This is a genomic window from Nocardioides aquiterrae (assembly GCF_039526625.1).
GTDB classification, from domain to species: domain Bacteria; phylum Actinomycetota; class Actinomycetes; order Propionibacteriales; family Nocardioidaceae; genus Nocardioides; species Nocardioides aquiterrae.
In genome coordinates this window covers 386,062-408,931 of the sequence record NZ_BAAAJE010000006.1, presented here as the reverse complement: position 1 = coordinate 408,931, position 22,870 = coordinate 386,062, and the positions used below count along the sequence as shown (strand labels likewise).

26 protein-coding genes and 1 pseudogene are annotated in these 22,870 nt (G+C 72.7%); 18 read left to right on the top strand and 9 right to left on the bottom strand.

The features are described 5' to 3' along the window. Nucleotides 1–55: 55 nt before the first annotated feature. A complete protein-coding gene (locus tag ABD086_RS08695) occupies nucleotides 56–742 on the bottom strand; it encodes an iron-dependent transcriptional repressor DtxR (protein ID WP_343907094.1) in 687 nt (228 codons plus the stop codon). Between the two features lie 47 nt (nucleotides 743–789). Between ABD086_RS08695 and ABD086_RS08690 the strand changes: the two genes are divergently transcribed. The 3 genes from ABD086_RS08690 to ABD086_RS08680 all read left to right on the top strand — a co-directional run bounded on the left by ABD086_RS08690 (nucleotide 790) and on the right by ABD086_RS08680 (nucleotide 4,660). Next, nucleotides 790–2,106 carry a cryptochrome/photolyase family protein gene (locus ABD086_RS08690; RefSeq protein WP_343907093.1) on the top strand — a complete coding sequence of 439 codons (1,317 nt, stop codon included), beginning with the start codon at nucleotides 790–792 and terminating at the stop codon, nucleotides 2,104–2,106. Between the two features lie 209 nt (nucleotides 2,107–2,315). Beyond that, nucleotides 2,316–3,035: a hypothetical protein gene (locus ABD086_RS08685; RefSeq protein ID WP_343907092.1), complete on the top strand. Its 720-nt coding sequence runs from the start codon at nucleotides 2,316–2,318 to the stop codon at nucleotides 3,033–3,035. A 14-nt stretch (nucleotides 3,036–3,049) separates the two neighbouring features. Next, nucleotides 3,050–4,660 (top strand): glycoside hydrolase family 13 protein, encoded by a 1,611-nt coding sequence (locus ABD086_RS08680; RefSeq protein WP_425571579.1) that lies wholly within the window; start codon nucleotides 3,050–3,052, stop codon nucleotides 4,658–4,660. On the opposite strand, the gene ABD086_RS08675 is transcribed toward ABD086_RS08680, so the two are convergent. The 8 genes from ABD086_RS08675 to ABD086_RS08640 form a co-directional block, all read right to left on the bottom strand. Continuing rightward, nucleotides 4,657–4,833, bottom strand: a complete 177-nt coding sequence (locus ABD086_RS08675) for a hypothetical protein (protein ID WP_343907090.1) — start codon at nucleotides 4,831–4,833, stop codon at nucleotides 4,657–4,659. The genes ABD086_RS08680 and ABD086_RS08675 overlap by 4 nt on opposite strands. A gap of 36 nt (nucleotides 4,834–4,869) precedes the next feature. After that, entirely contained in the window at nucleotides 4,870–5,334 is a 465-nt protein-coding gene (locus ABD086_RS08670; RefSeq protein ID WP_343907089.1) for a MarR family winged helix-turn-helix transcriptional regulator, read from the bottom strand. A 1-nt stretch (nucleotide 5,335) separates the two neighbouring features. Further along, nucleotides 5,336–6,898 (bottom strand): MDR family MFS transporter, encoded by a 1,563-nt coding sequence (locus tag ABD086_RS08665; protein WP_343907088.1) that lies wholly within the window; start codon nucleotides 6,896–6,898, stop codon nucleotides 5,336–5,338. Between the two features lie 133 nt (nucleotides 6,899–7,031). Further along, nucleotides 7,032–7,271: a carbon storage regulator CsrA gene (gene csrA, locus ABD086_RS08660; protein ID WP_343907087.1), complete on the bottom strand. Its 240-nt coding sequence runs from the start codon at nucleotides 7,269–7,271 to the stop codon at nucleotides 7,032–7,034. Between the two features lie 26 nt (nucleotides 7,272–7,297). After that, nucleotides 7,298–7,696, bottom strand: coding sequence for a flagellar assembly protein FliW (fliW, locus tag ABD086_RS08655; RefSeq protein ID WP_343907086.1), 399 nt, complete (start codon nucleotides 7,694–7,696; stop codon nucleotides 7,298–7,300). 42 nt (nucleotides 7,697–7,738) lie between these two features. Further along, nucleotides 7,739–8,641: a flagellar hook-associated protein FlgL gene (flgL, locus tag ABD086_RS08650; protein ID WP_343907085.1), complete on the bottom strand. Its 903-nt coding sequence runs from the start codon at nucleotides 8,639–8,641 to the stop codon at nucleotides 7,739–7,741. Further along, nucleotides 8,641–10,038, bottom strand: a complete 1,398-nt coding sequence (flgK, locus tag ABD086_RS08645) for a flagellar hook-associated protein FlgK (RefSeq protein ID WP_343907084.1) — start codon at nucleotides 10,036–10,038, stop codon at nucleotides 8,641–8,643. The genes flgL and flgK overlap by 1 nt, the downstream gene beginning before the upstream one ends. 2 nt (nucleotides 10,039–10,040) lie before the next feature. Further along, nucleotides 10,041–10,523, bottom strand: coding sequence for a flagellar protein FlgN (locus ABD086_RS08640; protein ID WP_425571578.1), 483 nt, complete (start codon nucleotides 10,521–10,523; stop codon nucleotides 10,041–10,043). Nucleotides 10,524–10,760: 237 nt separating this feature from the next. Here ABD086_RS08640 and ABD086_RS08635 point away from each other — a divergent pair, with 237 nt between their 5' ends. The 15 genes and pseudogenes from ABD086_RS08635 to ABD086_RS08565 all read left to right on the top strand — a co-directional run. Next, the gene (locus ABD086_RS08635) at nucleotides 10,761–11,606 is read left to right on the top strand and encodes a sigma-70 family RNA polymerase sigma factor (protein ID WP_343907082.1); all 846 of its coding nucleotides are present in this window, start codon (nucleotides 10,761–10,763) and stop codon (nucleotides 11,604–11,606) included. A 163-nt stretch (nucleotides 11,607–11,769) separates the two neighbouring features. Continuing rightward, nucleotides 11,770–12,897, top strand: a complete 1,128-nt coding sequence (locus ABD086_RS08630; protein ID WP_343907081.1) for a flagellin N-terminal helical domain-containing protein — start codon at nucleotides 11,770–11,772, stop codon at nucleotides 12,895–12,897. A gap of 129 nt (nucleotides 12,898–13,026) precedes the next feature. Beyond that, nucleotides 13,027–14,358, top strand: a complete 1,332-nt coding sequence (gene fliD, locus ABD086_RS08625) for a flagellar filament capping protein FliD (RefSeq protein ID WP_343907080.1) — start codon at nucleotides 13,027–13,029, stop codon at nucleotides 14,356–14,358. 20 nt (nucleotides 14,359–14,378) lie between these two features. Beyond that, entirely contained in the window at nucleotides 14,379–14,771 is a 393-nt protein-coding gene (gene fliS, locus ABD086_RS08620; protein ID WP_343907079.1) for a flagellar export chaperone FliS, read from the top strand. Then, the gene (locus ABD086_RS08615) at nucleotides 14,768–15,112 is read left to right on the top strand and encodes a hypothetical protein (protein WP_343907078.1); all 345 of its coding nucleotides are present in this window, start codon (nucleotides 14,768–14,770) and stop codon (nucleotides 15,110–15,112) included. Before fliS ends, ABD086_RS08615 begins: the two co-directional genes overlap by 4 nt. Nucleotides 15,113–15,279: 167 nt before the next feature. Next, nucleotides 15,280–15,648 carry a flagellar basal body rod protein FlgB gene (gene flgB / locus ABD086_RS08610; RefSeq protein WP_343907077.1) on the top strand — a complete coding sequence of 123 codons (369 nt, stop codon included), beginning with the start codon at nucleotides 15,280–15,282 and terminating at the stop codon, nucleotides 15,646–15,648. Then, the gene (locus tag ABD086_RS08605) at nucleotides 15,648–16,040 is read left to right on the top strand and encodes a flagellar basal body rod protein FlgC (protein ID WP_343907076.1); all 393 of its coding nucleotides are present in this window, start codon (nucleotides 15,648–15,650) and stop codon (nucleotides 16,038–16,040) included. The genes flgB and ABD086_RS08605 overlap by 1 nt, the downstream gene beginning before the upstream one ends. A 70-nt stretch (nucleotides 16,041–16,110) precedes the next feature. Beyond that, nucleotides 16,111–16,434, top strand: a complete 324-nt coding sequence (gene fliE, locus ABD086_RS08600; protein WP_343907075.1) for a flagellar hook-basal body complex protein FliE — start codon at nucleotides 16,111–16,113, stop codon at nucleotides 16,432–16,434. Then, entirely contained in the window at nucleotides 16,431–18,026 is a 1,596-nt protein-coding gene (gene fliF / locus ABD086_RS08595; RefSeq protein WP_343907074.1) for a flagellar basal-body MS-ring/collar protein FliF, read from the top strand. Before fliE ends, fliF begins: the two co-directional genes overlap by 4 nt. Further along, nucleotides 18,026–19,042, top strand: a complete 1,017-nt coding sequence (gene fliG, locus ABD086_RS08590) for a flagellar motor switch protein FliG (protein WP_343907073.1) — start codon at nucleotides 18,026–18,028, stop codon at nucleotides 19,040–19,042. Before fliF ends, fliG begins: the two co-directional genes overlap by 1 nt. Then, entirely contained in the window at nucleotides 19,026–19,712 is a 687-nt protein-coding gene (locus tag ABD086_RS08585; protein ID WP_343907072.1) for a FliH/SctL family protein, read from the top strand. Before fliG ends, ABD086_RS08585 begins: the two co-directional genes overlap by 17 nt. 10 nt (nucleotides 19,713–19,722) lie before the next feature. Beyond that, nucleotides 19,723–21,036, top strand: coding sequence for a FliI/YscN family ATPase (locus tag ABD086_RS08580; protein ID WP_343907071.1), 1,314 nt, complete (start codon nucleotides 19,723–19,725; stop codon nucleotides 21,034–21,036). Further along, nucleotides 21,033–21,473 carry a flagellar FliJ family protein gene (locus ABD086_RS08575; protein WP_343907070.1) on the top strand — a complete coding sequence of 147 codons (441 nt, stop codon included), beginning with the start codon at nucleotides 21,033–21,035 and terminating at the stop codon, nucleotides 21,471–21,473. The genes ABD086_RS08580 and ABD086_RS08575 overlap by 4 nt, the downstream gene beginning before the upstream one ends. Then, nucleotides 21,470–22,417 (top strand): transglycosylase SLT domain-containing protein, encoded by a 948-nt coding sequence (locus tag ABD086_RS08570; protein WP_343907069.1) that lies wholly within the window; start codon nucleotides 21,470–21,472, stop codon nucleotides 22,415–22,417. The genes ABD086_RS08575 and ABD086_RS08570 overlap by 4 nt, the downstream gene beginning before the upstream one ends. Beyond that, nucleotides 22,414–22,870 (top strand): annotated as a pseudogene (locus ABD086_RS08565) (hypothetical protein); the annotation flags it as partial. The gene ABD086_RS08570 and the pseudogene ABD086_RS08565, both read left to right, overlap by 4 nt.

Sequence of the window (22,870 nt, the reverse complement as noted above, 5' to 3'; positions counted from 1 at the left end):
TCCCCGGCCGTACCCGGACCGGGGCCCGGTGACACTCAGCTGCCCCCGGGGACGTTCAGAGCTTGCGGACGAAGATGTGGTCGGCCGCCTCGAGCACGATCTCGGCGCTCTCGCCGCCGGAGCCGAGCAGGATGCCCTCGGCGGTGGCGACGACGGTCACGGTCTTGTCGGGGAGCGCGCCCACCCGGCGCATCGCGCTCATCAGCACCTCGTCCTTCTGCATCTCCTCCGAGATGCGGCGGACCAGGACGCGGCCCTCCAGGGGGCTCGCGGCGCGGGACAGCGGCTCGACGCCGTCCATGAACTCCTCGCCGACCTCGCTCTCGCCGAGCTCGTCCAGGCCGGGGATCGGGTTGCCGTACGGCGACTCGGTCGGGTGGTCGAGCAGCTCCAGCAGCCGGCGCTCGACGGTCTCCGAGATCACGTGCTCCCACCGGCACGCCTCCTCGTGCACGAGCTCCCAGTCCAGGCCGATCACGTCGGTGAGCAGCCGCTCCGCGAGCCGGTGCTTGCGCATCACCCGGGTGGCCAGCCGCAGGCCCTCGTCGGTGAGCTCGAGGTGCCGGTCGCCCTCGACGGTGAGCAGGCCGTCCCGCTCCATCCGGGCCACGGTCTGCGAGACCGTCGGGCCGCTCTGGTGGAGCCGCTCGGCGATCCGGGCACGCAGCGGCACGATGCCCTCCTCGACCAGCTCGTAGATGGTCCGGAGGTACATCTCGGTCGTGTCGATCAGGTCGCTCACCCGCACATTCTCTCCCATCCACCAGCGGGCTGGCAGGCTGGCAGGCGATGCCCTCCGTCCTGTGGTTCCGCCGTGACCTGCGCCTCGACGACAACCCGGCGCTCGTGGAGGCCGCCGCCGACGGCCCGGTGCTCCCGCTGTTCGTGCTGGACCCCGCGCTGTGGCGGCCGGCGGGACCCGCCCGGCGCGGCTACCTCACGGCCTCGCTGCGGGCGCTGGACGCGCCGGTCGCGGTCGTCGAGGGAGACCCGGTACGGCGCGTGGTCGACGCCGCCCGCGCGGTCGGGGCGTCGCGCGTGCACGTCGCCGCGGACTTCGGCCCGTACGGCGCCCGCCGCGACGCCGCGGTCGAGCAGGCCCTGGCCGAGCACGGCCTGGAGCTGGTCCGCACCGGCTCGCCGTACGCGGTGTCCCCGGGGCGGGTGGCCAACGGCAGCGGCCGGCCCTACCGGGTCTACACGCCGTTCTCCCGCGCCTGGGCCGAGCACGGCTGGCGGGCGCCGGCCGAGACACCCGACGGCGTCGACTGGCTCGCGCTGGACGACACGACGGAGATCCCGGACCCCGACCTCCCCGACGGGCTGGCGCTCCCCGCGGCCGGGGAGGCGGCGGCGCGCCGGCAGTGGGCGGAGTTCCTCGACCGGATCGACCGGTACGACGACGAGCGTGACCGCCCCGACCTGGACACCACCTCCCGGATGTCGGTGCACCTGCGCTGGGGGGAGATCCATCCGCGGACGATGCTCGCGGACCTGGCGCGCCGGCGGAGCGCGGGCGCGGCGGCGTACCGCAAGGAGCTGGCGTGGCGGGAGTTCTTCGCCGACGTGCTCTTCGCGCGGCCCGCGACCGCGCGGGAGTACCTGCGCCCGGAGTACGCGCGGATGCGCTACGACGAGCCCGGTGCCGCGCTGACCGCCTGGCAGGAGGGGCGGACCGGCTTCCCGATCGTCGACGCCGGGATGCGGCAGCTGCGGGCCACCGGGTGGATGCACAACCGGGTGCGGATGGTCGTCGCCAGCTTCCTGGTCAAGGACCTGCACCTGGAGTGGCAGCACGGCGCGCGGCACTTCATGCGCTGGCTCGTGGACGGCGACCTCGCCTCGAACCAGCAGAACTGGCAGTGGGCCGCGGGCAGCGGCGTCGACGCGGCGCCGTACTTCCGCGTCTTCAACCCGACCAGCCAGGGCCGGAAGTTCGACCCCCGCGGCGAGTACCTGCGCCGCTGGGTGCCGGAGCTCACCGAGGTCGGCGACCCCCACGACCCGAGCCCCGAGGACCGGCTGGCGACCGGCTACCCCGAGCCGGTCGTCGACCACGCTGCCGAGCGGCGCGAGGCGCTGGACCGGTGGGAGGAGATCCGCTGACCGCCGTCGGGTCGGGGCCGGCTCCGTCGCAATTGAACGACAGGCCTGGGTTACTCGCGCGTAGACCGAGGCTGGGCGTTCAATTGCGCGGTTGCGCCCTGCTCGGGGCGTCCCATGGTGTGCCAGCGTGGGCGCCCGGCAGGGTGGACCTGAGCGGCTCTCCGTGTCAGCGTGATGCCTTCGAGCACACGAGGGGAGTCGGTCCGACCATGGGGGAACTGCTGGTGCCGCGCCGCTACTGCGGCCCGCCGTCGACGGGGAACGGTGGCTGGACGTCCGGAGCGCTCGCCGCGCTCGTCGGCGCGCACGAGCCCTGGCCGGCCATCACGGTGTCGCTGCGCCGGCCGCCCCCGCTCGACGTCCCGATGCCGGTCACCACCCAGGACGGCGTGACCGAGGCGGTGCACGGGGAGCACGTCGTCGCCCGGGCATCGCTGGCCGACGCCGACCCGGGCATCGTCGACCCCGTGTCCGCCGAGGAGGCCCGGGCCGCGGAGGCGGTGTACGCCGGGCACTCCTTCCACCCCTTCCCCACCTGCTTCTCCTGCGGCGTCGGCCGGGCAGCCGGCGACGGCCTGCGGATCTTCCCGGGCCAGGTGGGCGACGGGCGCACAGCGGCCACGTGGACGCCCGACGAGAGCGTCGGTGACGCCGACGGCCGGGCGACGCTGCCGGTCACGTGGGCGGCGCTCGACTGCGTGGGCGGTTGGGCCGGCGACCTGGAGGAGCGGCTGATGGTGCTCGCCACCATGACCGCCTGCGTCGACGCGCTGCCGGCCGTCGGCGAGGAGCACGTGGTGGTCGGGGCGACCCGGGGCTCCGAGGGCCGCCGGACCTGGACGTCCTCGACCCTCTACGACTCCGACGGCCGGGTGGTCGGCCGCGCCGAGCACACCTGGGTCGCGGTGAACCCCTCGGACTTCGACTGAGCCGCCCCCGTACCATGGAGACCGTGTCTTTGAACGATCCAACGACCGTCCCGCACCAGGAGTGGTGGCGGCACGCGGTGACCTACCAGATCTACCCGCGCAGCTTCGCGGACGCGAACGGCGACGGCATCGGCGACCTGCCGGGCATCACCTCGCGGCTGCCGTACCTGCGCGACCTCGGCGTCGACGCCGTCTGGATCTCGCCGTTCTACACGTCGCCGCAGAAGGACCACGGGTACGACGTCGCCGACTACTGCGACGTCGACCCGCTGTTCGGCACCCTCGCCGACGCCGACACGCTGGTCGAGCGCGCGCACGAGGTCGGCCTCAAGGTGATCGTGGACCTGGTGCCCAACCACACCTCGGACCAGCACGCGTGGTTCCAGGCCGCGCTCGCCGCCGGCCCGGGCAGCCCGGAGCGGGAGCGCTACGTCTTCCGCGACAGCCCGGACGGTCCGCCGAACAACTGGCGGTCGGTGTTCGGCGGCCCCGCGTGGACGCAGGTCGACGACGGCCAGTGGTACCTCCACCTCTTCGACACCGCCCAGCCGGACCTCAACTGGCGCAACCCCGAGGTCGGCGACATGTTCGTCGACGTGCTGCGCTTCTGGCTCGACCGGGGCGTCGACGGCTTCCGCGTGGACGTCGCGCACGGGCTCTTCAAGGAGGAGGGCCTGCCCGACGACCTCACGCCGCGCAAGCCCACCGACTCGATGGTCGAGGCGCCCGCCACCCACGGCCCGATGTGGGACCAGCCCGAGGTGCACGAGGTCTACCGCCGCTGGCACGACGTGCTCGCCAAGTACAACGGCGACCGGATGCTGGTGGCCGAGGCCTGGACCGCGACGCCCGAGTCGATGGCGCGCTACATCCGGCAGGACGAGATGAGCCAGGCGTTCAACTTCGCCTGGCTGCTGACGCCCTGGTCGGCCCGGGGGTTCGCCGACGTCATCACCGGCACCCTGGACGCGGTCGGCCTGGTCGACGGCTCGCCCACGTGGGTGCTCTCCAACCACGACGTGGAGCGGCACGCGACCCGGTACGGCGGCGGCGCGGTCGGCCTCGCCCGAGCGAAGGCGGCGACGCTCACGATGCTGGCGCTGCCCGGGTCGGCGTACGTCTACCAGGGCGAGGAGCTCGGCCTGGAGCAGGTCGACGTGGCGCCGGAGTTCCGCCAGGACCCGTCCTGGTTCCGCACCGGCGAGCCCGGCCGCGACGGCTGCCGGGTGCCGATCCCGTGGAGCGGCGAGGCGCCGCCGTTCGGCTTCGGGCCGGGCACCGGCCAGCCCTGGATCCCGCAGCCGGCCGCGTGGGCCGCGCTCACGGTCGAGGCGCAGGAGGACGACCCGGACTCGACGCTGAGCTTCTACCGCGCGGCGCTCGCCACCCGGCGCACGTTCGCGACGACCGCCGGCGACGACGTGGAGCTGCTGGACCCGTCGACAGGCTCGGGACACCGCCTCGGCGCGGACGTGCTCGCGTTCCGCCGCGGGCCGGTCACCGTGCTGCTGAACTGCGGCACGGAGCCGGTCGAGCTCCCCGACGGCGAGGTGCTGCTGGCCAGCGGGCCGGTGGACCGCACGCTGCCGCCGGACACCGCGGTCTGGCTGGGCCAGGAGCGCTAGTACCCCGAGGATCCGGGCGACGGGGTCGGCTGGTTCTCGCCGATGTCGTTCGTCGGGTCGCCGAGCCACAGCACGATGGCGAGCATGATGACCAGCACCACGAGGATCCCGCCGATCGCGATCAGCGTGACCTTCCGCGCGGTCCGGACCGGCTGCTGCTCTCCGTCCGACATGCTCGGGCGGTACCCACGGCGGACCGGCGAAAACGGTCAGTCGGCGGCGACCCGCTCGTCGAGCGCGGCGTTGTAGCGGCCCAGCAGGGCGACCATGCCGGTGAGGTCCTCCTCGGTCCAGTCGCGGAGCCGGTCGTCGAGCCAGCGCCGGCGCTCCTCGGCGACCGCCACCATCCGCGACCTCGCCTCCGGGCTGACCGAGACCAGCGTGGCGCGCCCGTCGGCCGGGTCGGGGGCCCGCTCGACCAGGCCGAGGTCGACGAGGTGCTGGATCTGCCGGCTGATCGCTCCCTTGTCGATGCAGAACGTCTCGGCCATCGCCGACGCCCGCTGCGGGCCGTGCTCGGCCAGCCAGGAGAGCATCAGGTACGACGAGGACTGCAGGTCGGGGTGCACCGCCTGGGCCCGCTCCCGGATGATCCGCCGGATCCGGCGGATCATCACGCCGACCTGCTGCTCCAGCCCCGTCAGGAGGTCGGCGCGGGCGGTCCGGCTCGCCACGTCAGGCCTCGTTCCGGACGACGGCGCGGTGCAGCTCGGCGGCGGTCTCCGGCGCCGCGGTGGCCTCGGCCTCGAGGTTCGAGGTCCGCAGCGGCACCTCGCGGATCAGCAGCACGCAGCCCAGGGCGAGCAGGGCGAAGGGCGTCGCCACCAGGAAGATGTGGCCGAACGACGTGCCGAACGCGTGCTCCCAGATCGACTGCTCCCACCCGGGGAGCGAGGCGACGTCCGGCACCGCGTGGCTGTCGGCCGAGAACGACGGCGGGCGCTGCGCGGCGACGTACCCGTCGGTGACCTGCTGGGCGACCTGGTGGCTCAGCAGCGCACCGAGCACGGACACGCCGATCGACCCGCCCATGGTGCGGAAGAACGCGACGACCGAGCTGGCGGCACCCATGTCGGACATGGTGACGTTGTTCTGCACGGAAAGCACCAGGTTCTGCATGGTGGCGCCCAGCCCGACGCCGAGGATCGCCATGAACCCGCCGACCACGACCAGGTCGGTGGTCTCGTCGATGGTGCCGAGCAGCGCGAGGCCGACGACGACCAGGACCATCCCGCCGACCAGCCAGCCCTTCCAGCGGCCGGTGTCGCTGATGACGCGGCCGCTGACGAGGCTGGAGACGAACAGGCCGCCGACCATCGCCATCGACATCAGGCCCGCCTCCGTCGGGGTCATCCCGCGCGAGGTCTGGAAGTACTGGCTCAGGTACACGGTCGAGCCGAACATCGCGACGCCGATCAGCACCGAGGCGATGGTGGCGAGCGTCGTGGTGCGGTCCTTGAAGAGGCGCAGCGGGATGACCGGCTCGACGGCGACCCGGCCCTCGACGTACACCGCCCCGGCCAGCAGGACGACACCGAGCGCGACCAGGACGGCGGTCGTGGCCGACACCCAGGCGAAGTCGTTGCCGGCCAGGCTGACCCACACCAGCAACACCGAGACGCCGGCGACCAGCAGCGTCGCGCCGAGGTAGTCGATGTGCACCGGGCGCTTGACGACCGGCAGGTGGAGGGTCTTCTGGAGCAGGAAGAACGCGACGACCGCGAACGGCAGCCCGACGAAGAAGCAGCCCCGCCAGCCCAGCGCCGAGTCGACGACCACCCCGCCGATCAGCGGGCCGCTGACCGTCGCCAGCGCGAACGTCGCGCCGAGGTAGCCGGAGTACCGGCCGCGCTCGCGCGGCGAGATCATCGTGGCGATCACGACCTGGACGAGCGCGGTGAGGCCGCCGACGCCGAGGCCCTGGACGACGCGGGCCCCGATGAGCACCCCCATGGACGGCGCGAACGCGGCGATCAGCGAGCCGGCGATGTAGATCACCAGGGCCAGCTGGACCAGCAGCTTCTTGCTGAACAGGTCGGAGAGCTTGCCCCAGATCGGGGTGGTCGCCGTCATCGCGAGCATGGTCGCGACCACGACCCAGGTGTAGCCGGTCTGGCTGCCGTGCAGGTCGCTCACGATCCGCGGCAGCGCGTTGGTGACGACCGTGCTGGACAGCATCGCGACGAACATCGCCAGCAGCAGGCCGCTCAGGGCCTCCAGGATCTGGCGGTGGGTCATCTGACCCGACTCTTCGGCGGACAGGGGGGCGGCGGGCGCCTGGGACACGGAAGCTCGATTCACGGGGAGTACAAGGTTGTCAACGTCAACCATATTCCCGATCGTTGACATCGACAACTTGTGCGAGCCGGACTCACCCCTCGGGTTCGTCCCCCAGCGCACGCGTCAGGTTCGCGACCACGTCCTCGCTCGGCGAGGCGGCCTGGCGGTTCTCCTGTTCGAGCTGCTCGAGCAGCTCGGCCCGGTGCACCTTCAGCGACCGCGGCGCGTCGATACCGACGCGCACCACGTCGCCGCGCACCTCGAGGACGGTGATGGTGATGTCCTCGCCGAGGACGACGCTCTCACCCGCGCGACGACTCAGAACCAGCATGACGCCACGCTACCCGTAGCGAGGCGCTACGCGGTCAGCGGCGCGGCGATCGGGAGTCCGGGCTGGTCGAGCACGATCTGGCCGCCCCGCCGGGTCGCGGTGTTCACGAGCACCGGCGCGGCGAGGTTGGCGGTCGTCGACGCGAGCGAGCTCCCGGCCCTCAGCACGACGAGCAGCAGCACGTCCTCCTCCGACTCGATCTCGAGGTCGGCCAGGACGTCGTCCTCGACCTCGGGAGCGTAGTCGGGGAAGAAGCGCGCCGGCGGCACCACGAGGAACCGCAGGTCGGGCTCGTCGAGCGAGGTCATGCTGCACAGGTCCCCGGCCGGGTCGAGACGCACCAGCGCGAACCGGCGCCGGTCCGGGAAGCCCGGCATCGGCCGGACCATCTCGATGATCGGGAGGTCGGAGTCGGTGGTGGGCATCGGGGCCATCATCGCAGTCGTCATCGGGTTTTCACCTGGGGCTCATCGCAGGAAGTCGAGCAGGCTGGGCTGCATCACGCGGGCAGTGGCGGACAGGGCCGCCTGGTAAGCGACCTCCTGGAGCTGGAGGTCGACAGTCGCCTTCGCGATGTCGGCGTTCTCGATCTCCGAGAGGGAGTTGGTCAGGGACAGCTGCGCGTCGCCGGCGGCCGTCTGGGCCTGCTCGACCCGGTTGGTCCGGGCGCCGACCGAGGACTGGACGTCGGTGATCCGCGCCGAGTCGGAGCCGAGCTTCCCGATGGCGGTCGCCATGCCGGCCGAGCTCCCGGACCGGAGCGCCGTCGCGAGCGCGTCCAGGTGGTCGAAGAGCGAGTCGCCGTCCGGGCCCAGAGCGGTCGGCCCCTCGACGTCCACGCGGATCTGCACACCCTCACCCACCGTGCGCGTGACGCCCTGGCCGGCCGCGGCCGGGACCCCGATCCAGGTGCCGTCGGCGGCGTACGCCGCGCTGCCACCGGTCACGCCGCCGAAGAGCGGCCGCCCGAGGTAGGTCCCGTTGGCGGTGGCGATCAGCCCCTTGCGGATCTGGTCGACCTCGGTCGCGAGCGCCTCGCGGGCCTCCGGTCCCATCGCGCCGTCGTTCGCGCCCTGGAGCGCGATGTCCTTGGCCCGGCGCACCTGGTCGGTCATCGACGCCAGCGTCGCGTCGGTCTGGTTCAGCCAGGCCAGCGCGTCGTTGGCGTTGCGCGCGTACTGCTTCTGGGCCGCGACCGACCCGCGGATCCGCATCGCGCTGGTCGTAGCGGTCGGGTCGTCGGACGGCCGGTTGATCACCCGGCCGGTGGTCAGCTGCTCCTGGACCTTCGAGAGCCGGTCCAGGCCGGCCTGCATGCCGAGCAGCGCCCGGTCGCTCATCATCTTCTGGGTCATGCGGGAGATGGCCATCAGCGAGTCATCCCCGTCCGGTTGATCAGCGTGTCGAGCATCGAGTCGATGGTGGTCATGACCCGTGCCGCGGCCTCGTACGCGCGCTGGGCGCTGAGCATGTTCACGGTCTCCTCGTCCAGGCTGACACCCGCGAGCTGCTCGCGGGAGGAGTCGATCTGGGAGGTCAGCGCCTGCTGGTTGGCGGCGAGCCGCTTCGTCGACGCCACGACCGTGCCGAACTGGTTCACCAGCCGCTGGTAGCCGTCGTCGACCTTGATCGCGCCGATCAGCGCGTCGGCGTTGCCGGTGTCCAGCACCATGACCGGGCTCGCCGGGTCCTTGGGTTGACTGGAGGCGGCGAGCTGCTTGGGGTCGGTGATGCCCACCGTGAGGCTCGCAGCCACGTCGGGGTCGGTGTAGTCGAAGAACGTGGCGGTTCCGGCGGCGCCGGTCGCGTCGTAGCCCTGGGTGTGCTGCAGGTTGATGTCGTCGGCGAGCTGCTTCGCGATCGCGTTGAGGCCGGCGAGGTGGTCGGGCAGCTTGTGGTCGAGCAGGTCGCTGATGCCACCCACGTCCCCGGAGAGACCGGTCACCGCTGTCGCGCCGATCGTGTACGCGGTCGGGTTGCCGTCGGCGGTCCCGTCGGGGTTGACCCCCGCGGCGATCTGGAGCTGCTGGGTCGTGGTGCCGGCCACCAGCGAGACGCCGCGGACCTCGACGTCCATGCCGCCGTCGTCGCGGATCTTCGCGGTGCCGCCGGTGAGCTCCGCGAGCTTCATCGACAGCCGGTCGCGCTCGTCGAGCAGGCTGGCCGTGTCGCCCTCGGTCAGGCTGGCAGCGGCGATGCTGTGGTTGGTCGCCGCGAGCTGGGTCGCGGTGTCGTTGACCTCCTGGACGGTCGCGATCAGGCGGGAACGCTGGTCGCCGGCCTCGTCGGCGAGGTTGCGGGCCTGGAGCCGGATCGCGTCGGCCAGCGTGTTGGCCGAGGACAGCACCTGGCTGCGGGCGGCGTCGCTGCCGGGCGCGTTCACCAGGTCGTGCAGGGTGGATCGGAAGTCCGCGAGAGCACCGGAGACGCCGTTGCCACCGGGCTCCGCGAGACCCGTCTCGACCCGGGCCAGCGCGTCGGCCTGCACGTCGAGGTAGGACTGCTTCGCGTGCTCGGCGCGACCGCGGTTGTCGAGGTACTGGTCGACCATCCGGTCGACGCCGCTCGCCCGGACGCCGGCTCCGATCTCGTTGGTGCGCGACCAGATCGCCGGGGTCGCGGGGGCGCCGACGGTCTCGCCGACCACACGGCGGCGTACGTAGCCGTCCGTGCCGCCGTTGGCGATGTTCGTGCTGGAGACGTCGAGCACGACCTGCTGGTAGCGCATCGCGCTCAGCGCCGTGTTCAGCGACGAGAAGCTCGCCATGCTCACAGGCTCCTGTCGACCACGGCCGTGCGGGCGCCGTCGCTCACGGTCGCCCCGGCCGCGGTGTAGATGCGGCCGCCGTCGTCGGCCCCGAGCAGGGTCTCGTGGGCGGCGCGCAGGCCGTTGGCGATGAGCGCCCGGTTGGTGGCCGCGATCCGCTCGATCTCCTCGGTCATCGCGGCGAATGCCTCACGATGGTCGGCCAGGATCGAGCGCCACGGCTCGTCGGCCGCCGCGATCAGCGCCGAGAGGCTGGGGTTGGGCGCCAGCCCGGCGGCCGAGGCGGCCTCGTCGGCGGCCACGGCGCGCAGCAGCTCCATGCTCCGCAGCTCCTCCACGGCCTGCTCCACGTCGCGGGCGGCGTTCGCGAGCCAGCGGGTCTGGCCGCCGGCCATCACGAGCTGCTCGACCGCGAGCCGGTACTGGAGGGCTTCCAGGAGCTCGCGCTCCCGCCACAGCACCAGAGAGAGCTTCTCCACGTCCATCGACTCCTTCCGCTCCCTCGTTCGCATTGACCTGATGTCCCTCGAGCACCACCATCGGGCGGTGTTCGCGGATGCTGAGGAGTTTCGGAGCGGCAATGCGGACGGGAGGGGTCGATTGGTCTGGTATCGGTGCCGAAATCAGCCGACTTGAGGGTCGACTAGGCAGATCTTTGTCACTCCCGCGTACCCCCCAGATTTTACGGACAGACCGCTCCACGAGCGTGCAGGATGCTCCGCGTGACCCCCCACAACGACGTCCCGCCGGGCTCCACGGAGCTGATCGAGCGGCACATGGCTCTCGTCGGACACATCGTCCGCGAGACCGCCAGCCGCGTGCCCTCGCACGTCGACCGCGACGACCTGACCTCGGCCGGACTGGCTGCGCTCGTGCAGGCGGCCCACGCGTACGACCCCGACCGCGGCGTCCCCTTCCCCCGGTACGCCGCCACGCGGATCCGCGGGGCGCTCGTCGACGAGCTGCGCAGCATCGACTGGGCCTCCCGGTCGGTGCGCCGACGGGCCCGCGAGCTGGACGCGACCCGCGCGCGGCTCGCCGCCGCGCTGGGCCGGACCGCGTCCGACGCCGAGGTGGCGTCCGCGGCCGGCCTCAGCGTCGACGAGGTCAGCGCCAACGACGACGACGTCGCCCGCGCCCAGGTGCTGTCGCTGCACGCGTCCGAGGACGCCGACCTCGGCGACCTGCTGGTCAGCTCCACGCCGAGCCCGGAGAGCCTGGCCGAGCACCGCGAGCGGCTGACCTACCTCACGGAGGCCGTCGCCGAGCTGCCGGAGCGGCTGCGCGTCGTGGTCGAACAGTACTTCCTCGCCGAGCGACCGATGGCCGAGATCGCGGCGACGCTCGGGGTCAGCGAGTCCCGCGTCTCGCAGATGCGGGCCGAGGCGCTGATCCTCCTCCGCGACGCGCTCAACCACGAGCTCGATCCGGACCTGGTCTCCGCCCACGCTCGCCCGCAGGGCGCCGCCGCCCGCCGCCGCGAGGCGTACTTCGCCGCGGTCGCGGCCCGCCACGCCGCCGGCACCCGGCGGCGCGAGGGCGAGGCGCCGGTCAACGCGACCGCCTGAGCTCCGCTCTCCTGCTTCTTCGACAGGTCACCGCCGGCGGGCGGTGACCTGTCGGCATTTCTTCCGCTGAATTCCTCAGGTCCTCTCACCACGAACCGATCGGTGGTCTCGGAAGCCCACGGACGGGCTCCGGCCACTGACTCGATTCCAGGAGGGAACCCCCATGAGTCTCCGCATCAACCAGAACATCGACGCCCTGAACTCGTACCGCAACCTGTCGGTCACCCAGGGCCAGATGAGCAAGTCGCTGGAGAAGCTGTCCAGCGGTTACCGCATCAACCGGGCCGCCGACGACGCGGCCGGTCTCGCGATCTCCGAGGGCCTGCGCTCGCAGGTCGGCGGCATCAAGGTCGCGGTCCGCAACGCCCAGGACGGCGTCAGCGTCGTGCAGACCGCTGAAGGCGCGCTCACCGAGACGCACTCCATCCTCCAGCGCATGCGCGACCTGTCGGTCCAGGCTGCGAACGACAGCAACGACTCCAGCTCGCGTGCGGCCATCCAGTCCGAGAACGACGCCCTCACCAAGGAGCTCGACCGGATCGCCACCTCGACGACGTTCAACAACGTCGCCCTGCTGGACGGCTCCTACGTCGGCAAGAACTTCCAGGTCGGCTACGGGACCCAGGCCACGGACTCGATCGCGGTGGACATCACCTCGACGGGCACCGGTGGCGCGAAGTCGACGTGGACCAACGGTGCGGCCGAGCTCGACGGCACCGCCGCGACGTTCACCCACAACGGTGTCGTCACGACCACGGCCGTGCTCGCCGCCGAGACGGACGCGAACGCCATCGCCACCGCGCTGAACGGCGACACGAACTTCAAGGCCAACTACACCGCGTCGGTCGACGACAACGGTGGGCTGGTCGTGTCGTCCAAGGACGGCCTGCCGGGCGCGATCACCGTCGGTGGCGGTCTGACCGCGGCCACCACGAACGCGGCTCCGGGCGCGAACGCCGGCTTCAGCTCGACCGACCTCGGCGTCGGCTCGCTCGTCCTGAACAGCGCCACCAACGCGAAGGCCGCGACCAACGCGATCGACAACGCGATCAAGGGCGTCTCGACCGCTCGCGCGAAGCTCGGTGCCATGCAGAACCGGTTCGAGCACACCATCAACAACCTCAATGTGACCCAGGAGAACCTGACGGCCTCCGAGAGCCGGATCCGCGACACCGACATGGCGTCGGAGATGATGAACTTCACTCGCTCGCAGATCCTGTCGCAGGCCGGTACCGCCATGCTCGCGCAGGCGAACCAGGCCCCGCAGGGCGTTCTCTCGCTCCTGCGCTGATCCCGGCGGTGGGTCGGTCGGAGACCGACCCACCGCGGAGGAACCCGGCCCCCGGGAGAGCGCTCACTCTCCCGGGGGCACCCCGGGGCCGCGCCGGCTCCGGTCCGATGACCCGAGCAGGAGGAGCCCGTGGCGACCAGCAGCATCAGCGGCCTGGCCAGCGGCCTGGACACTGCCGGCATCATCGACCAGCTCATGAAGCTGGAGTCGGTCCCGCAGACCAAGCTCCGGGACCAGCAGACCGCCGAGAACAACGTCATCAAGGCGCTCCGCCAGCTCAACACCGACACCGCGCTGCTGGCCAGCAACGCGGCGAAGCTCGCCAAGACCGACACCTGGCAGACCCTCAAGGCCACCTCGTCGAGCTCCGCCGTCACCGCGACCGCCTCGCCGACCGCCTCGGCCTCCTCGTTCACGGTCGTCGTCGGCCAGCTCGCCAAGGCCGCCCAGACGACCTACGGCAAGGACGTCGCGCTCAACACCGATGTGCGGACGGTGGCCGGCGACCCGGTCGTCCTCACCGCCGCGGACGGCACCACCCGCACGATCGACGTGGGCACCGGGAGCCTGAAGGACCTCGCGGCCGGCATCAACGCCGCCAAGGCCGGCGTGACCGCGACGACCGTCAGGACCGGCGCCACCACCTACCGGCTCCTGCTCACCGCCGACGCCACCGGCGCGGGGTCGGCGATCAGCCTCACCAACGTCGACCTGGGCACCGCCACGACCGACGCCGGCCAGGACGCTCAGCTCACCATCGGCGGGATCGCCGCGTCGTCGAAGTCCAACACCTTCACCGACCTGGTCCCGGGCGTGACCGTCACGCTCGCCGCCACGGCGAAGAACGGCGACACCTCGACGGTCTCGGTCGCCCAGGACTCCTCGGGGGTGAAGACCTCGGTCAAGGCCCTCGTCGACCAGGTCAACGCCCTCCTCACCAGCATCGACACCCAGACGGCCGCCAAGACCAGCACGTCACCCGCCGGTGTGCTGGCCGGCGACCCGACCGCCCGCAGCCTCCGCACCGCGTTGCTGAACACCGTGTTCGGCGACGACACCACGTCGTTGGCCCCGTACGGCATCCAGACCGACCGCTACGGCAAGCTGGTCTTCGACGCCGACAAGTTCGCCGCGGCGTACGCCGCGGACCCCGCCGGCGTGGCCGCGAAGTTCACCAGCGGCGCCACCTCCGCCACCGACGGCTGGGCGGCCCGCGTCGCGACGGTGACCAAGAGCGCGACCGACACCTACACCGGCACGATCACCAACGCCATCACCGGCCACACGACCACCGTCGACCGGCTCTCCAAGAGCATCACCGACTGGGACGGCCGGCTCGAGCTGCGGCGTTCGACGCTCGAACGGCAGTACACCGCCCTGGAGACGGCGCTCTCCAGCCTGCAGAGCCAGAGCAGCTGGCTCGCCGGCCAGATCAACAGCCTGCCCTCGCACGGCTCCTGAGGCAGCGAAAGGAACCCTCGATGACCTTCTCCGCGCAGAACCCGCGAGAGGCCTACCTCGCCGCCTCCGTGACCACGGCCAGCCCGGGCCAGCTGCTCGTCATGCTCCTCGAGCGGCTGGTGCTCGACCTCCAGCGCGCCACGGACGCGCTGCGCAGCGACGAGCCCGGCCAGGCGAACGCACCGCTCCTGCACGCGCAGGACATCGTGCTCGAGCTCGTCTCGAGCCTCCGCGTCGACGCCTGGGACGGCGCTCCCGGGCTGGCCGCGCTCTACGACTACCTCTACCGGGAGCTGGTCCGGGCGAACATGCAGAAGGACCTCGCGGCCGCCGAGTTCTGCCTCACCGCCGCGAGCGAGCTCCGCGACACCTGGCGCGAGGCGGCTCTCCAACTGACATCGGCGAGCGCATGAACCGCGCGATCGACTACCCCATCCACGTCAACACCGACCGTCACCACCTGCACTGGGAGACCACCCTCGACCGGCTCGAGCTCGACGTCATCCTGGCCGAGCGCAAGCTGGACGACCCCACCGCGCCGGACCTCGAGCCGTGGGACGAGCCCAACCTGGCCGGGCCGGTCCCCCTCGACCTGGTGGATCGGGCGCTCGCGATCCTGGCCCGTCAGCGCGCGGTGGAGGCGCGGCTCGCGGCCACGGCCCAGGGCCTGCGCCGGCACCAGGACTTCGCGAGCCGGGTCGACCGGGCCACCGCCCGCGGCGCGCAGCCGGTCTACCTGGACATGGAGGCCTGAGCGCCCCCTCGGGACGTGCGCCGGGCGCTGGGGGGCCGCCCGGCGTACACATCAGTCCGAAAAAGCCCTCAAGTGGCGCCGCGACGCGCCGAATAACTCGGTGAGCAAGGAATGCTCACCCCCCGCCGACGGATCGGCACCGCCCTCGTCTTACTCGGAGGCCAGGCGTGTCCAGCACCGGCTTTTCCCTCGGTGGACCCGACGGCGTCGACGTCGCCCTGCACGCGGCGCTCGACGGCATCGCCATGCGACAGCGCGTCATCGCGGACAACATCGCGAACGTCGACACTCCCGGCTTCCGGGCCACGAGCGTCGACTTCGAGTCCAGCCTGCGCGCCGCGATCGCCGCCGGTGACCCGTCGGCCCTCGACATCGAGACGCTGCCGACCGACACCCCGGTCGGCGCGAACGACAACAACGTCGACCTCCGCAAGGAGACGCTCGCGGCGGTGCAGTCGCAGTTCCAGTACCAGATGATCACCCGGGCGACGAGCGACCGCTTCGCGCTGCTCCGCACCGTGGCGGGCGGCCAGTGATGGGCGCCTTCGACATGCTGCGCATCGCGGGATCATCGATGGGCGCGCACCAGACCTGGCTGGACACGCTCGCGAACAACATCGCGAACATCAACACGGTCACCAGCACCAGCCAGTCGGCCTTCCAGGCGCAGATGCCGATCGTGCGCGCGGTGCCCGGCGGCGGGGTCGAGGTCGCCGGCATCGCGGAGAGCGACCCGCAGGGCCGGCTCGTCAGCGACCCGGAGAACCCGCTCGCCGACGCCGACGGCTACGTCCGTGCCCCCGACACCGACCTGGCCAGCCAGATGACCCAGCTGGTGATGGCCCAGCGCGGCTTCCAGGCCTCGGTCCAGGTGACCAAGGACGCCCAGGACACCTACTCCGCCGCGCTGCAGATCGGTCGTGCGTGATGAACCACCCCACGCCGTTCTCGGCCTCCCCCGCTCCGCTCCTCCGTCCGACAACGGCGAGGGGACCCCGATGAGCGTCTCCGGCATCGAGAGCATCGGCTTCACGCCGTACGTCCCCCCGACCGTCGCGCCGACGGCACCGGCCGCGCCGCAGGCCACCCAGCAGTCCGGACAGGCGTTCGGCGACCTGGTGCTCGACGGCCTGGACCGCCTCGAGGCGGTCCAGGACAAGAGCGACCAGCTCGCCGTCCAGGCCGCGACCGGCGACCTCCAGAACATCCACGACTACACGCTCGCGGCGACCGAGGCCTCGGTCACGACGCAGCTGACGGTCGCGGTCCGTAACCGGGCGCTCGAGGCGTTCAACGAGATCATGCGGATGCCGATCGGATGAAGCAGCAGCTCTCGCGGTCGTTCGCACGACTGCGCACCACGTTCCTCTCGTTCACGACCGGCCAGAAGGTCGTGGCGGTCATCGGCACGGCCGCCGTGCTGCTCGCGGCGGTCATGGTCTTCCGCTGGGTCGCCACGCCCAACTACGCACCGCTGTACAGCAACCTCGCCGCCGAGGACGCCTCGGCGGTCGTCGACGAGCTCAACGCCGAGGGCGTGCCGTACCAGCTCACCAACGGCGGCGCCACCGTGATGGTGCCGCAGAGCCAGGTCTACGACACCCGGATCGCGCTCAGCGGCAAGGGGCTGCCCGCCTCGTCGGGCGGCGACGGCTACAGCCTGCTCGACGGGCAGGGCATCTCCACCTCGGAGTTCCAGGAGCAGACCGACTTCAAGCGGGCGATGGAGGGCGAGCTCGCCAAGACCATCGAGGCGATCGACGGCGTGAACACCGCGATCGTCCACCTCGCGCTGCCGCCGCAGAAGGTGTTCGCCGACGAGCAGGACCCGCCCACCGCGTCGGTGCTGGTCGACACCTCCGCCGGCACGACGCTCGACCCGCAGCAGGTGCAGGGGGTCGTCCACCTCGTCGCCGCGAGCATCGACGGCCTCCAGCCCGAGAACGTCACCGTCACCGACGGGCAGGGCCAGGTGCTCTCGACGTCCGACGGCGGCGCGCTCGGCGCCAGCACCCGCGACCAGCAGGTCTCGGAGTTCGAGCAGAAGAAGACCGCGCAGATCCAGTCCGTCCTCGACCGGATCGTCGGCCCCGGCAACTCGACGGTCCAGGTGACCGCGGACCTCGACTTCGACAAGTCCGTGTCGGAGTCGACGACGTACCAGAACGACCCGACCCAGGCGCCGCTCTCGTCGAGCGAGAGCAGCGAGCAGTACGCCGGGCCCGGTGGCGCCGGCGCGGCGAACGGCGTGGTCGGACCCGACGGCCAGATGGACCCGCTCACCACGGGCGGCTCGAACCCGTCGAAGTACACCAAGAAGCAGAAGACCGAGGACAACGCGGTCGACACCGTCATCGAGCACCGCGAGACCGCGCCCGGCAGCGTGAACTCGATGCACGTCGCCGTGGCCATCGACACCGCGTCGCTCCAGGGCCGCAGCACCACCGACATCCAGGACCTGATCTCGGCCGGCAACGGGATCAGCACCAAGCGCGGCGACACGATCCAGGTCACGTCGCTCCAGTTCGACCGCACCGCCGACGACGCCGCGGCCGCCGAGCTGGCCGCCGCCGCGAAGGCCGAGAAGCAGGCCCAGATGTGGCGGTGGGCGCGCGACGCGGGGATCGCCCTCGCGGTCATCGCCGCGCTCCTCCTGGCCTGGCTGCGGAGCAGGAAGCGCTCGAAGGCCCGCGAGAACGCGACGACCTACATCGTCGAGCAGCTGCGCACCGACGCGGCCGAGCGCGCCGCGCTGGCCGCCGCGGCCGAGGCCCAGAAGGTGCCGGCCGTCGCCGCGCTCGAGCGCGCCGACAACGCCGCGAACGAGGAGCTGCGCACCGAGCTGGCCTCGCTCGTCGAGAAGCAGCCCGAGGACGTCGCGGCCCTCCTGCGCGGTTGGCTGGTGGACCGCTGATGATGTCCTCCGCCCTGGCCACCTTCGGCGTGCGCAAGGCCGCGATCGTGCTGATCCAGCTCGGCCGCGAGCACGCGGCGTCCGTGCTGAGCCACCTCTCCGACCCCGAGGTCGAGGCGATCTCCGCCGAGATCGCCCGGCTCGACGACATCGAGGCGTCCGAGAGCGAGGCCGTCCTGGCCGAGTTCAACCAGATGATGGTCGCCCGCGCGAACATCAACCAGGGCGGACTGTCGTACGCCCGGAACCTGCTGGTCGAGTCGCTCGGTCAGGACCGCGCCAACGAGATCATCGACCGGTTGCAGGCGGCGGCCGTCCAGCTGCCGTTCCAGTTCCTGCTCCGGGCCGACCCGACCCAGCTGCGCACCTTCATCGCCGACGAGCACCCGCAGGTGATCGCCCTCGTGCTCGCGCACATGACGCCGGACAAGGCGTCGCTGGTGCTGTCCGGGCTGCCGTCGTCGCTGCAGGCCGAGGTCGCCCACCGGATCGCGGTCATGGACCGCACCTCCCCCGACATCATCCGGGCCGTGGAGGCGAGCCTCGAGCGCAAGCTGTCCTCGGTGCTCCAGCCCGCCGACATGTCCCGCGTCGGCGGCATCGACCCGCTGGTCGAGATCATCAACCGCTCCGACCGGGCCACCGAGCGGCAGATCGTGGAGGGACTCGACGCGCTCGACGCCGAGCTGGCCGACGAGGTGCGCAGCCGGATGTTCATGTTCGAGGACATCGTGGAGCTCGAGGACCGCTCGGTGCAGCTGGTGCTGCGCCAGGTCAACACCCCCGAGCTCGCCCTCGCCCTCAAGGGCGTCAGCGACACGGTCCGCACCAAGATCACCTCGAACATGTCCGAGCGCGCCGGGGAGACGCTGCTCGAGGAGGTCGAGCTGCTCGGCGCCGTCCGCCTCACCCAGGTCGAGGAGGCGCAGCAGGCGATCATCCGCACGATCCGGCTGCTCGAGGAGCAGGGCCAGATCATGGTCCGGCGCGGAGGCGACGATGAGCTCGTCGTCTAGCCCCGAGTCGGCCGCCGTCCGGTCCTGGCGCCCCGCCGAGCGGCCCGACCTGCGCACCGGCGTGTGGACCCGCCTCGGCGACCCGAGCGTGCTGGGCGACGACGTCACCGAGCAGGCGCTGGGCCGGCTGGCCCAGCGGACCCGGGACGCCGCCCGCGCGCAGGGGTACGCCGTCGGCTGGGCCGAGGGCCGTACCGAGGCACTGGCCCGCGCCGAGGAGGCGGCGGCGCTCGTCGCCGCGCAGGCCGCCGAGCGCGAGCGCGAGCGGGAGGCCGAGCACCGGCGCGCGCTCGACGCGCTCCGCGCCGCCGCCACCGAGCTCCGCGGCACGGTCGCCGACACCTGCGACCGGATCGCCGCGCAGGCCACCGACCTCGCCTTCGAGCTCACCCGCGAGCTGGTCGGCCACGAGCTGACGGTGCAGGAGGACCCCGGCGCCGGTGTCGTCCGCCGCGTGCTGGCGGCGCTGCCGACCGCTCCCCTGGTCACCGTCCGGGTCCACCCCTCCGTCGCGGAGGCGCCCGCGGCGCACGCACTCGCCGAGCAGGGCGTGTCGCTCCAGCCCGACGCCGCGCTCGCCCCCGGCGGCGCGATCGTCGAGGTCGACGACGCCGCGATCGACCTGCGCGTGGAGTCCGCGCTCGACCGTCTCCGGCAGGCCCTGCGATGAGGTGTCGCTGATGGGCGCCCTGACCGCCGAGCGCCGGGACGCCGCCCTGGCGGCGGTCCGTCCGCTGCGCCTGGGCCGGGTGGCGGGCCTGCTCGGCATCCGCGTGACCGTCACCGGAATCCCGGCTGCGGTGGGCGAGCTGCTCGAGATCCAGGGTCCGGACGGCGTCGTGCCGGTCGAGGTCGTCGCGAGCGAGCCCGGCCAGCTCACCTGCCTGCCGCTCGGCGACACGACCGGCCTGCGCGCCGGGGACCACGTCCGCCCGTGCGGCACCGGCCTGCGGATCGGCGTCGGCGAGGCGCTCCGCGGCCGCGTGCTCGACGGCCTGGGCCGCCCGATGGACGGCGGCCCGGAGCTCGCCGGCCTCGACGAGGTCACCGTCGACCTCCCGGCGCCGCACGCCCTCAGCCGCCCGCGGATCGAGCAGCAGCTCGGTCTCGGCGTCCGCGCCCTCGACGCGCTCACGCCGTGCGGCCGCGGCCAGCGCCTGGGCATCATGGCCGGCTCCGGCGTCGGCAAGTCCAGCCTGCTCTCGATGATCGCCCGCGGCACCGACGCCGAGATCTCGGTGATCGCGCTGATCGGCGAGCGCGGCCGCGAGGTCCGGGAGTTCCTCGAGAACGACCTCGGGCCCGAGGGTCTCAGTCGCTCGGTGGTCGTGGTCGCCACCTCCGACCAGCCGTCCGTGGTCCGGCTGCGCGCCGCCTTCGTGGCGACCCGGATCGCGGAGTGGTTCCGCGACTCCGGCCGGCACGTCGTGCTGATGATGGACAGCCTCACCCGGGTGGCGCTCGCGCAGCGCGAGATCGGGCTGTCCGCGGGCGAGCCCCCGGCGACCCGCGGCTTCCCGCCGAGCGTGTTCGCCCTGCTCCCGAAGCTGCTCGAGCGGGCCGGCACCTCCCCCGAGGGCAGCATCACCGGCCTCTACACCGTCCTCGTCGAGGGCGACGACCTCCAGGACCCGGTCGGCGACTCCGCGCGCTCGATCCTCGACGGCCACGTCGTCCTCTCCCGCGACCTGGCGACCAGCGGTCACTTCCCGAGCATCGACGTGCTCGAGTCGATCTCCCGCGTCGCGACCGCCGTCACCGGTCCCGACCGCCGCGCCGACGCGACCCGGCTGCGCCGGCTGCTCGCGGCGTACCGGTCGGTGAAGGAGCTGGTCGAGATCGGCGCGTACGTCAGCGGCAGCGACGCGGACGCGGACGACGCGCTGGCCCTGATGCCGCACATCGACGCCTTCCTGCGCCAGGACCTCGAGGACACCTCGCAGGTCGAGGCGACGTGGGCCGCGCTCCGCGAGCTCGTGGGCGGTGCGGCATGAGCAAGGAGCCGCAGCTCGGCGGCGTGGTGCGGGTCCGGCGGATCCGCGAGCGCGACAGCCGCACCGGACTGACCGCGGCCCTGACCGAGGAGCACGACGCCGCCGCACGGGTGACCCGGATCGAGGAGCAGCTCGCCACGCTGCCCGAGCCGGGGCTCGAGGACGTCGCGTCGTTCGCGGCCCGCCAGCACGTCGCGGCCGCGCTCGGTGCGGCCCTGGCCGCCGCCCGAGCCGAGCTCGAGGCGACCCGCCGGATCACCCTCGCCGCCCGCGACCGGTGGCGCTCCGACCGCAGCCGGCTGGCGGCGGTGGAGTCGCTGGTCGAGCGCCGGGCCGAGGCGCGGCGCGCCGAGCAGCGGCGCCGCGACGGCAAGGAGATGGACGAGATCGCCGGTGACATCTGGCGTCGCACGCACGAAGGCGAGGCAGCAGGATGAGTGTCTCCGACGTCACCGCCCGGATCGCCCAGATCCAGGCCCAGCTCGCCGTCCTCGCGCCGGTTCCCACGAGCGGCACGTCCGCGCCGGCGTTCTCCGCCGCCCTGCGGGCCGCCACGCCCACGACGACCACGACGCCCTCGACCGGCAGCGCCGCGGGCGAGGCCGTGGTCGAGCGCGCCAAGAAGTACCTGGGCGTCCCCTACGTGTGGGGCGGGACCGACCCGTCGAAGGGCCTGGACTGCTCCGGCCTCGTGCAGCGGGCGTACGCCGACCTCGGCTACGACCTGCCGCGCGTCTCCTACGAGCAGGCCCGCGCCGGGCGACCGGTGTCCAGCCTGGCGGAGGCGCAGCCCGGCGACATCCTCGCCTTCGGCTCCCCGGTGCACCACGTCGGCATCTACGTCGGCGACGGCCAGATGATCGAGGCGCCGCGGCCCGGCCTGGACGTGCGGATCGGGCCGGTGTACGAGACCCCGACCGCGATCCGGCGCATCGTGCCCGACAGCGTCTCCTCCTCCCCCGTCAGCGCCTCCGCCGACGGGACCCCCGCCGTCGTCCCGCTCGGGACGCCGTACGCCCGGCTCTTCGAGACCGCCGGCGCCGCGCACGGGGTCAGCCCCCGGCTGCTGGCGGCCGTCGCCAAGCAGGAGTCCGGCTTCGACCCGACCGCCGTCAGCCCCGCCGGCGCCCAGGGGCTGATGCAGCTGATGCCGGGCACGGCCGACGGGCTCGGGGTCCGCGACCCGTTCGACCCCGCGCAGGCGGTCGACGGCGCCGCCCGGCTGCTGCGCACCCTGCTCGACCGCTTCGGCGGCACCGAGCTCGCGCTCGCGGCGTACAACGCCGGCCCGGGCGCGGTGCTGCGGTACGGCGGGATCCCGCCGTACCCCGAGACGCAGGCCTATGTCCGCTCCGTCCTCTCCCAGGTGGTGGCCGCATGACCCAGATCCCTCTTCTCCTGCCGGGCATGGTGCCCCTGCTGCCGATGCCGGCGCCGCCGGACCAGGCGAGCGCGCCCACTGCCGGGAGCAACCCGTTCCTCGCCCTGCTGGCGGAGCTGGTCGGGGCCCCGGTGATCCCGGGCGAGCAGCCCGGGAAGGCGCCCGAGGTCACCGCCGAGGCCGCGGCCGAGCCCGAGGACGGCGACACGCGGGACGCCGAGGCGCCCGTGCTGCCGGTGCTGCCCGTGCTGCCGGTGCTCCCCCAGCTCGTCGCCGTGCTGGCCGCTCCGCCGCAGGCGCCGACGTCCATGCCGGCGGAGGCCAGGACGCCGGCCCTCGCGCCAGCCCCCGCGCCGACCGCTGCGACCACCGCCATCAGCGGCGCGGCGCCCGCCGGGCCGGACCCGCACGGGATCGCGACCGCGCTGCTCGACCTCAACGACCGCACGCTGG

What these genes read in the sequence shown, in the direction of transcription:
- ABD086_RS08665 (WP_343907088.1), bottom strand. Translation starts at nt 6,898, where the DNA reads ATGACCCACCGCCAGATCCTGGAGGCCCTGAGCGGCCTGCTGCTGGCG.
- fliF (WP_343907074.1), top strand. Translation starts at nt 16,431, where the DNA reads ATGAAGCAGCAGCTCTCGCGGTCGTTCGCACGACTGCGCACCACGTTC.
- ABD086_RS08615 (WP_343907078.1), top strand. Translation starts at nt 14,768, where the DNA reads ATGAACCGCGCGATCGACTACCCCATCCACGTCAACACCGACCGTCAC.
- ABD086_RS08575 (WP_343907070.1), top strand. Translation starts at nt 21,033, where the DNA reads ATGAGCAAGGAGCCGCAGCTCGGCGGCGTGGTGCGGGTCCGGCGGATC.
- ABD086_RS08680 (WP_425571579.1), top strand. Translation starts at nt 3,050, where the DNA reads ATGGAGACCGTGTCTTTGAACGATCCAACGACCGTCCCGCACCAGGAG.
- ABD086_RS08640 (WP_425571578.1), bottom strand. Translation starts at nt 10,523, where the DNA reads ATGGACGTGGAGAAGCTCTCTCTGGTGCTGTGGCGGGAGCGCGAGCTC.
- ABD086_RS08690 (WP_343907093.1), top strand. Translation starts at nt 790, where the DNA reads ATGCCCTCCGTCCTGTGGTTCCGCCGTGACCTGCGCCTCGACGACAAC.
- fliE (WP_343907075.1), top strand. Translation starts at nt 16,111, where the DNA reads ATGAGCGTCTCCGGCATCGAGAGCATCGGCTTCACGCCGTACGTCCCC.
- fliS (WP_343907079.1), top strand. Translation starts at nt 14,379, where the DNA reads ATGACCTTCTCCGCGCAGAACCCGCGAGAGGCCTACCTCGCCGCCTCC.
- ABD086_RS08630 (WP_343907081.1), top strand. Translation starts at nt 11,770, where the DNA reads ATGAGTCTCCGCATCAACCAGAACATCGACGCCCTGAACTCGTACCGC.
- ABD086_RS08580 (WP_343907071.1), top strand. Translation starts at nt 19,723, where the DNA reads ATGGGCGCCCTGACCGCCGAGCGCCGGGACGCCGCCCTGGCGGCGGTC.
- flgL (WP_343907085.1), bottom strand. Translation starts at nt 8,641, where the DNA reads ATGGCCATCTCCCGCATGACCCAGAAGATGATGAGCGACCGGGCGCTG.
- ABD086_RS08685 (WP_343907092.1), top strand. Translation starts at nt 2,316, where the DNA reads ATGGGGGAACTGCTGGTGCCGCGCCGCTACTGCGGCCCGCCGTCGACG.
- flgK (WP_343907084.1), bottom strand. Translation starts at nt 10,038, where the DNA reads ATGGCGAGCTTCTCGTCGCTGAACACGGCGCTGAGCGCGATGCGCTAC.
- ABD086_RS08570 (WP_343907069.1), top strand. Translation starts at nt 21,470, where the DNA reads ATGAGTGTCTCCGACGTCACCGCCCGGATCGCCCAGATCCAGGCCCAG.
- csrA (WP_343907087.1), bottom strand. Translation starts at nt 7,271, where the DNA reads ATGCTGGTTCTGAGTCGTCGCGCGGGTGAGAGCGTCGTCCTCGGCGAG.
- ABD086_RS08605 (WP_343907076.1), top strand. Translation starts at nt 15,648, where the DNA reads ATGGGCGCCTTCGACATGCTGCGCATCGCGGGATCATCGATGGGCGCG.
- fliG (WP_343907073.1), top strand. Translation starts at nt 18,026, where the DNA reads ATGATGTCCTCCGCCCTGGCCACCTTCGGCGTGCGCAAGGCCGCGATC.
- ABD086_RS08585 (WP_343907072.1), top strand. Translation starts at nt 19,026, where the DNA reads ATGAGCTCGTCGTCTAGCCCCGAGTCGGCCGCCGTCCGGTCCTGGCGC.
- ABD086_RS08675 (WP_343907090.1), bottom strand. Translation starts at nt 4,833, where the DNA reads ATGTCGGACGGAGAGCAGCAGCCGGTCCGGACCGCGCGGAAGGTCACG.
- fliW (WP_343907086.1), bottom strand. Translation starts at nt 7,696, where the DNA reads ATGCCCACCACCGACTCCGACCTCCCGATCATCGAGATGGTCCGGCCG.